At 45.9% G+C, this 7326-nt stretch carries 9 protein-coding genes; all 9 read left to right on the forward strand.

Features of this window, described 5'->3' with window-relative positions; genetic code table 11:
- The first annotated feature begins 115 nt into the window (after positions 1-115).
- The 9 genes from CAG68_RS11585 (at position 116) to mioC (ending at position 7005) form a co-directional block, all read left to right on the forward strand.
- Positions 116-862 (forward strand): amino acid ABC transporter substrate-binding protein, encoded by a 747-nt coding sequence (locus tag CAG68_RS11585; RefSeq protein WP_005378831.1) that lies wholly within the window; start codon positions 116-118, stop codon positions 860-862.
- A 114-nt stretch (positions 863-976) separates the two neighbouring features.
- Positions 977-1648, forward strand: coding sequence for an amino acid ABC transporter permease (locus tag CAG68_RS11590; RefSeq protein WP_005378829.1), 672 nt, complete (start codon positions 977-979; stop codon positions 1646-1648).
- Positions 1645-2382, forward strand: a complete 738-nt coding sequence (locus tag CAG68_RS11595) for an amino acid ABC transporter ATP-binding protein (protein WP_054730019.1) — start codon at positions 1645-1647, stop codon at positions 2380-2382. Before CAG68_RS11590 ends, CAG68_RS11595 begins: the two co-directional genes overlap by 4 nt.
- 242 nt (positions 2383-2624) lie before the next feature.
- The gene (gene rpmH / locus CAG68_RS11600) at positions 2625-2759 is read left to right on the forward strand and encodes a 50S ribosomal protein L34 (RefSeq protein WP_005378825.1); all 135 of its coding nucleotides are present in this window, start codon (positions 2625-2627) and stop codon (positions 2757-2759) included.
- Between the two features lie 46 nt (positions 2760-2805).
- Positions 2806-3129: a ribonuclease P protein component gene (gene rnpA / locus CAG68_RS11605; protein ID WP_005394102.1), complete on the forward strand. Its 324-nt coding sequence runs from the start codon at positions 2806-2808 to the stop codon at positions 3127-3129.
- Positions 3096-3353: a membrane protein insertion efficiency factor YidD gene (gene yidD, locus CAG68_RS11610; protein WP_005378822.1), complete on the forward strand. Its 258-nt coding sequence runs from the start codon at positions 3096-3098 to the stop codon at positions 3351-3353. The genes rnpA and yidD overlap by 34 nt, the downstream gene beginning before the upstream one ends.
- A 2-nt stretch (positions 3354-3355) precedes the next feature.
- Positions 3356-4978, forward strand: coding sequence for a membrane protein insertase YidC (gene yidC, locus CAG68_RS11615; protein ID WP_005383834.1), 1623 nt, complete (start codon positions 3356-3358; stop codon positions 4976-4978).
- A gap of 130 nt (positions 4979-5108) precedes the next feature.
- Positions 5109-6470, forward strand: a complete 1362-nt coding sequence (gene mnmE, locus CAG68_RS11620) for a tRNA uridine-5-carboxymethylaminomethyl(34) synthesis GTPase MnmE (RefSeq protein ID WP_005383836.1) — start codon at positions 5109-5111, stop codon at positions 6468-6470.
- Between the two features lie 100 nt (positions 6471-6570).
- Entirely contained in the window at positions 6571-7005 is a 435-nt protein-coding gene (gene mioC / locus CAG68_RS11625) for an FMN-binding protein MioC (RefSeq protein ID WP_005378900.1), read from the forward strand.
- Positions 7006-7326 lie beyond the last annotated feature (321 nt).

A 7326-nucleotide genomic window follows, 5' to 3' on the forward strand; every position in this document is an offset into this window, starting at 1 on the left:
ACATTCTTCTTCTATTATCTAATAACTCACAGGTCTAGGTTATTGCTCTTGGTTATTTATTTAATTGAGCTAACTAACAGTAGTATTTCCAACCATAAAATTATGGAGATGTATTATGAAAAACTGGATTAAGGTTGCCGTTGCAGCCATTGCACTGTCGGCAGCAACCGTACAAGCCGCTACTGAAGTCAAAGTTGGTATGTCAGGTCGCTACTTCCCGTTTACTTTTGTAAAGCAAGACAAGCTACAAGGCTTTGAAGTCGACATGTGGGATGAAATCGGTAAACGTAACGATTACAAAATCGAATACGTAACAGCCAACTTCTCTGGTTTATTTGGTCTTTTAGAAACTGGTCGTATCGATACGATCTCCAACCAAATCACCATGACTGATGAGCGTAAAGCTAAATACCTATTTGCTGACCCTTACGTTGTAGATGGCGCACAAATTACCGTGCGTAAAGGCAACGACAGCATCAAAGGTGTTGACGATCTTGCGGGCAAGACCGTTGCGGTGAACCTAGGCTCTAACTTTGAGCAACTGCTGCGTCAATACGACAAAGACGGCAAGATCAACATTAAAACGTACGACACAGGTATCGAACATGACGTGGCGCTCGGTCGTGCAGACGCGTTTGTAATGGATCGTCTTTCTGCGTTAGAGCTGATTAAGAAAACTGGCCTTCCTCTGGAATTGGCAGGCGAACCGTTTGAGACCATTCAAAACGCATGGCCTTTCGTTGACAACGAGAAAGGTCGTAAGCTGCAAGAAGAAGTAAACAAAGCACTGGCTGAGATGCGCGCAGATGGTACAGTAGAGAAAATTTCCGTGAAGTGGTTTGGCGCTGACATCACGAAATAAGAACTCTTTGTACTTTAGGCCGCAAAGTGGTATCACTCTCGGACTAAAATAAACTTACGTAAAGGTGGAACTTGTTTTCCACCTTTTCTTTTCTCTAGCCTTTAGGTAAGCCGTATGGGATTTGACTTTAATTACATGTTGGAACTGCTGCCGATATTGCTGAAATATCTTGGCACAACCATGGAAATGGCGACATGGGGATTGGTGTTTTCGCTGATTTTATCCGTCATTTTAGCCAATATTCGCGTATTTAAACTGCCAGTTCTGGATCAATTAAGCCAACTGTACATCAGCTTCTTCCGTGGCACCCCACTGTTGGTTCAGCTTTTCCTGCTCTATTACGGCTTACCGCAAATTTTTCCATTGATGGTCGGTATCGACGCCTTTTCAGCAGCGGTTATCGGTTTAACGCTGCACTTTGCCGCTTATATGGCGGAAAGTATTCGTGCCGCCATTATTGGCATTGATCGCAGCCAAATGGAAGCGAGCTTATCGGTCGGTATGACGACATCCCAAGCAATGCGCCGAGTGATTTTACCTCAAGCAACGCGTGTCGCACTGCCTTCATTGATGAACTATTTCATCGATATGATCAAGTCAACGTCTCTTGCTTTCACGCTTGGTGTGGCCGAAATCATGGCGAAAGCACAGATGGAAGCCTCATCAAGTTTCCGTTTCTTTGAAGCTTTCCTTGCGGTTGCTCTTATTTACTGGGGCGTGGTGGTGATTCTGACTCGCGTACAAATCTGGGCAGAAGCAAAACTGAATAAGGCGTACGTACGATGATTAAGTTAGAAAATATTCACAAACGTTTTGGTGAGACTGAAGTGCTGAAAGGCATCGACCTCGATATTAAGCAAGGTGAGATCATCGTGATTATCGGCTCAAGTGGTACGGGTAAATCAACCTTGCTGCGTACGGTGAACTTTCTAGAACAAGCAGATGAAGGTCGTATCACGATAGATGACATCTCCGTTGATACTCAAAAACACACTAAAGCCGAAGTATTAGCGCTGCGTCGTCGAACTGGCTTTGTGTTCCAAAACTATGCCCTGTTTGCCCACATGAATGCGCGCCAGAACATTGCCGAAGGTCTAGTGACCGTTCGAGGTTGGAAAAAAGCCGATGCTCTCAAACGAGCGCAACAAATTCTGGATGACATCGGCCTTGGGGATAAAGGCGATAGTTATCCAGCGTCATTATCTGGCGGCCAACAACAACGTGTGGGTATCGGCCGAGCGATGGCGCTGCAACCAGAACTGCTGTTGTTTGACGAACCAACTTCTGCGCTGGATCCTGAATGGGTCGGTGAAGTTCTCTCATTAATGAAGAAGTTAGCTAATCAGCATCAAACCATGCTGGTGGTGACGCACGAGATGCAATTCGCGAAAGAAGTCGCTGATAGAGTGATCTTCATGGCGGAAGGCAATATCGTTGAGCAAGGTTCTCCACAGGATATCTTCGATAATCCACAAGATCCTCGTTTGAAAAAATTCCTTAACCAAGTAGGAATAGAGTAACGATCAAGCATCAGGATCGATTGATCCTTGAGATTTTACTCACACTACGTATAATCGCCCGGCCGGAATTTCGTACTCATTGAGTCATTGACACATTATGTGAGTGTGATTACAATTCCGCCTCTTTGTTGAGAGGCGTCGGTTGTCCTTCTCTATATAAAGAGCTTCTTTATATAAGAAAGCAAATACCCACGCCGGGTTTAACAAGAACCTAAAACTACTGATCAGTAAAGGTAATTATCATGAAACGCACTTTTCAACCTACAGTTCTAAAGCGCAAGCGTACTCACGGCTTCCGTGCTCGCATGGCAACTAAGAACGGTCGTAAAGTTATCAACGCACGTCGTGCAAAAGGCCGTGCGCGCCTATCAAAATAATCGCTAGTTTATTTTGAACACGTACGCGTTTAATCGGGAGTTACGTTTGTTAACTCCCGAGCATTATCAAAACGTCTTCCAGCAAGCTCATCGAGCTGGCTCGCCTCATTTCACCATCATTGCTCGCAATAACAAACTTTCTCACCCACGATTAGGTTTAGCGGTTCCCAAAAAGCAAATCAAAACGGCTGTCGGTCGTAACCGATTTAAGCGTTTGGCTCGTGAAAGCTTTCGTAACAATCAACATCAGCTTCCAAACAAAGATTTTGTTGTGATTGCGAAGAAAAGCGCGCAAGATTTAAGCAATGAGGAAATTTTTAAGTTGTTTGATAAGCTATGGCAACGCCTGTCTCGCCCTTCACGTGGATAGCCATTGGGCTCGTTTATCTGTATCGCTGGTTTATCAGCCCTTTGATTGGTCCTCGTTGCCGGTTCACACCAACCTGTTCCACTTACGCGCTAGAAGCTTTGAGAGCTCACGGTTTTGTAAAAGGATGTTGGTTATCAGGCAAACGTCTATTAAAATGCCACCCTTTGAATGAAGGGGGGTATGACCCCGTTCCACCAGTCCAAAAACAAGACAGAGATAACTAACGATGGATTCTCAACGTAATATCCTGCTCATCGGTTTGGCCCTGGTTTCTTTTTTGCTGTTTCAACAATGGCAAGTTGCAAAGAATCCAGAACCTCAAGCAGTTGAACAGGCTCAATCAAGCAGCACTCTACCTGCACCATCTTTTGCTGATGAACTTGACCCAGTTCCCGGTCAACAGCAAGCTTCTGCAAAAACTATCACAGTAACGACTGATGTTTTAACTCTGTCGATCGACACCGTTGGTGGCGATGTGGTACATGCCAACCTTAACGAATACTCTGCTGAGTTAGATTCATCAGATTCCTTTGTTCTGCTTAAAGACGCTCAAGGTCACCAATTTATCGCTCAAAGCGGTCTAGTGGGTCCTCAAGGTATCGACTTGAGCAGCACAAATCGCCCTCACTACAACGTAAGTGCAGACAGCTTCACAATGGCTGACGGTCAAGATGAACTTCGCGTTCCGATGACATTCACTGCAAACGGCATCGAATACACCAAAACTTACATCTTTAAACGCGGCAGCTACGCGCTTAATGTTGAATACGATGTAGTGAACAACTCAGGCAACAACGCAACATTTGGTATGTACGCTCACCTACGTCAAAACCTAATGGACGATGGTGGTAGCATCACAATGCCTACTTACCGTGGTGGCGCATACTCAACAGAAGATACGCGTTACAAGAAGTACAGCTTTGATGATATGCAGGATCGCAACCTGTCTCTTAACCTAGCCGATGGCCAAGGTTGGGCAGCAATGATTCAGCACTACTTTGCCGCAGCTTGGATCCCACGTAACGAACCAGGTACTAACCTATACACTCGTGTAATTGGCAACCTCGGCGACATCGGCGTTCGTATGCCGAACAAAACTATCGCAACAGGCGATCAGGCTAAGTTTGAAGCAACACTTTGGGTTGGTCCAAAACTGCAAGATGAAATGGCAGAAGTGGCACCTAACCTAGACCTAGTAGTGGACTACGGCTGGTTATGGTTCATTGCGAAGCCTCTTCATATGTTGCTTTCATTCATCCAGAGCTTTGTTGGCAACTGGGGTGTGGCAATCATCTGTCTGACCTTCATCGTTCGTGGTGCAATGTACCCACTAACAAAAGCGCAATACACGTCTATGGCGAAAATGCGCATGCTACAGCCTAAGCTGCAAGCAATGCGTGAGCGTATCGGTGATGACCGTCAGCGCATGAGCCAAGAAATGATGGAACTGTACAAGAAAGAGAAAGTGAACCCACTAGGTGGCTGTTTACCTCTTATCCTACAGATGCCTATCTTCATCGCGCTTTACTGGGCACTAATGGAATCGGTTGAGCTACGTCACTCTCCATTCTTCGGTTGGATTCATGACCTTTCAGCGCAGGACCCTTACTACATCCTGCCTCTACTGATGGGTGCGTCAATGTTCCTAATCCAGAAGATGAGCCCGACAACAGTAACGGATCCAATGCAGCAGAAGATCATGACCTTTATGCCGGTTATGTTTACCTTCTTCTTCTTGTTCTTCCCATCAGGTCTCGTTCTGTACTGGTTGGTGTCAAACATCGTAACGCTTATCCAGCAAACTCTGATCTACAAAGGATTAGAGAAAAAAGGCTTACACAGCAAGTAACCTTTTAGGAAATGATTGAGAAAGGCGGCCAAAAGGTCGCCTTTTTGTTTTTGGCTGATTACAATTCAGCTAATTAATTGTGATGGCTCCCTAGGTATCTTCCCTATAGCCCAGCTCAAAAGGCAAAATTATGACTACAGATACGATTGTCGCTCAAGCGACCGCGCCTGGTCGTGGCGGTGTCGGTATTATTCGAGTTTCTGGCCCTAAAGCCAACCAAGTGGCGTTAGAAGTCACTGGCAAAACACTAAAGCCCCGCTACGCAGAGTACCTGCCGTTTAAGTCAGAAGATGGCACTGTGCTTGATCAGGGCATCGCACTGTACTTCCCTAACCCGCACTCATTTACCGGTGAAGACGTACTTGAGCTGCAAGGCCATGGCGGCCCTGTCGTGATGGATATGCTGATAAAACGCATTCTAGGTATAGATGGTATTCGAGCTGCTCGCCCTGGTGAGTTCTCTGAACGCGCATTTCTGAACGATAAACTCGACCTCGCTCAAGCCGAAGCGATTGCAGACCTCATTGATGCCAGTTCTGAAGAAGCAGCAAAATCGGCGCTGCAATCCTTACAGGGCGCATTTTCAGGCCGTATTAATACCTTAGTTGAGTCGCTGATTCATTTGCGTATCTATGTTGAAGCAGCCATCGACTTCCCTGAAGAAGAGATCGACTTTTTGGCCGACGGTAAAGTGGCTGGTGACCTACAAGCCATCATCGACAACCTAGATGCGGTGCGCAAAGAAGCTAACCAAGGCGCTATTATGCGTGAAGGGATGAAAGTCGTGATTGCGGGTCGTCCAAATGCGGGCAAATCAAGCCTGCTGAACGCACTATCGGGTAAAGAGTCTGCAATCGTAACCGACATCGCAGGAACCACGCGTGATGTACTGCGTGAGCACATCCATATTGATGGCATGCCACTACACATCATTGATACAGCAGGTTTGCGTGATGCTTCCGATGAAGTAGAGAAAATCGGTATCGAACGCGCGTGGGATGAAATAGCCCAAGCAGACCGCGTGTTGTTCATGGTGGATGGCACGACAACCGATGCCACCGATCCGAAAGATATCTGGCCAGATTTTGTGGATCGCCTACCAGACAACATTGGTATAACTGTGATCCGTAATAAAGCGGATCAAACGGGTGAAGATATGGGGATCTGCCACGTCAATAACCCTACCCTTATCCGTTTGTCAGCGAAGACTGGTGCAGGGGTTGAAGCTCTGCGCGATCATCTCAAGGAGTGTATGGGCTTCTCTGGCAACAGTGAAGGTGGGTTTATGGCTCGTCGTCGTCATCTCGATGCATTAGAACGTGCCGCACAGCACCTTCAAATAGGCCAGGAGCAGCTTGAAGGCTATATGGCTGGTGAAATATTGGCTGAAGAGCTACGCATCACCCAACAACATCTCAATGAGATTACCGGTGAGTTCAGTTCTGACGACTTACTGGGACGAATCTTCTCTTCATTCTGTATCGGGAAGTAAATAATCGAACGCGCGGTGCTGAGCTTAACTCACACCGCGTTTCTTTTTGTACGGCAAGCCATCCATGAGCTTTAGCCGTCGCATTCAATAAGGAAGAAGTATGATCCACATTATTACAGGCAGCACGTTAGGTGGCGCAGAATACGTAGGGGATCACCTGAGTGATCTACTCAACGAGAATGGATTTGAAACAACGATCCACAACCAGCCTTCCCTCAGTGATATCGAAAATCAAGGTACGTGGTTGGTGATCACCTCTACACATGGAGCTGGTGAGTATCCTGATAATATCCAACCTTTTATCGCAGCATTACAAAATACACCGCCAAAAATGACTGATGTAAAATTTGCGGTGATTGCGATTGGTGACTCTAGCTACGATACGTTCTGTGCCGCTGGTCAACACGCTTATGATTTATTAGAGGATATTGGTGCAACCCCTCTCGCAGATTGCTTTAAAATCGATGTACTGAGCCATGATGTGCCAGAAGACGCCGCAGAGATGTGGTTAAAAGAGAATATCGAACGTTTTTAAACTCACGACTTTCCCTTCAACAGAGTCGAAATTCGGCTCTGTTTTCTCCCATGTGAATAACTCCCACCAAATTATTTTGTTTAACCGCTCAAAAACCAACCAAACAGACTGTGGATAACTACAATAAGATCCAGTGATTTTCCTTTAGTTATCCCAATAACAACTTTGATCAATTTTACCCCCTGTGCATAACCACCACTTTTGATCCCAGGTAATCCTCGATCTGATCCAATCATGATCACAAGATATGATCCAAAGAAGATCCATGATCTTGTTGATCATTTTTAGGTTATCCACAGAAACGGTCGATCCTAATAGTAG

This window comes from Vibrio sp. V42_P2S4T144, from assembly GCF_009904715.1.
In the GTDB taxonomy this organism is placed as follows: domain Bacteria; phylum Pseudomonadota; class Gammaproteobacteria; order Enterobacterales; family Vibrionaceae; genus Vibrio; species Vibrio alginolyticus.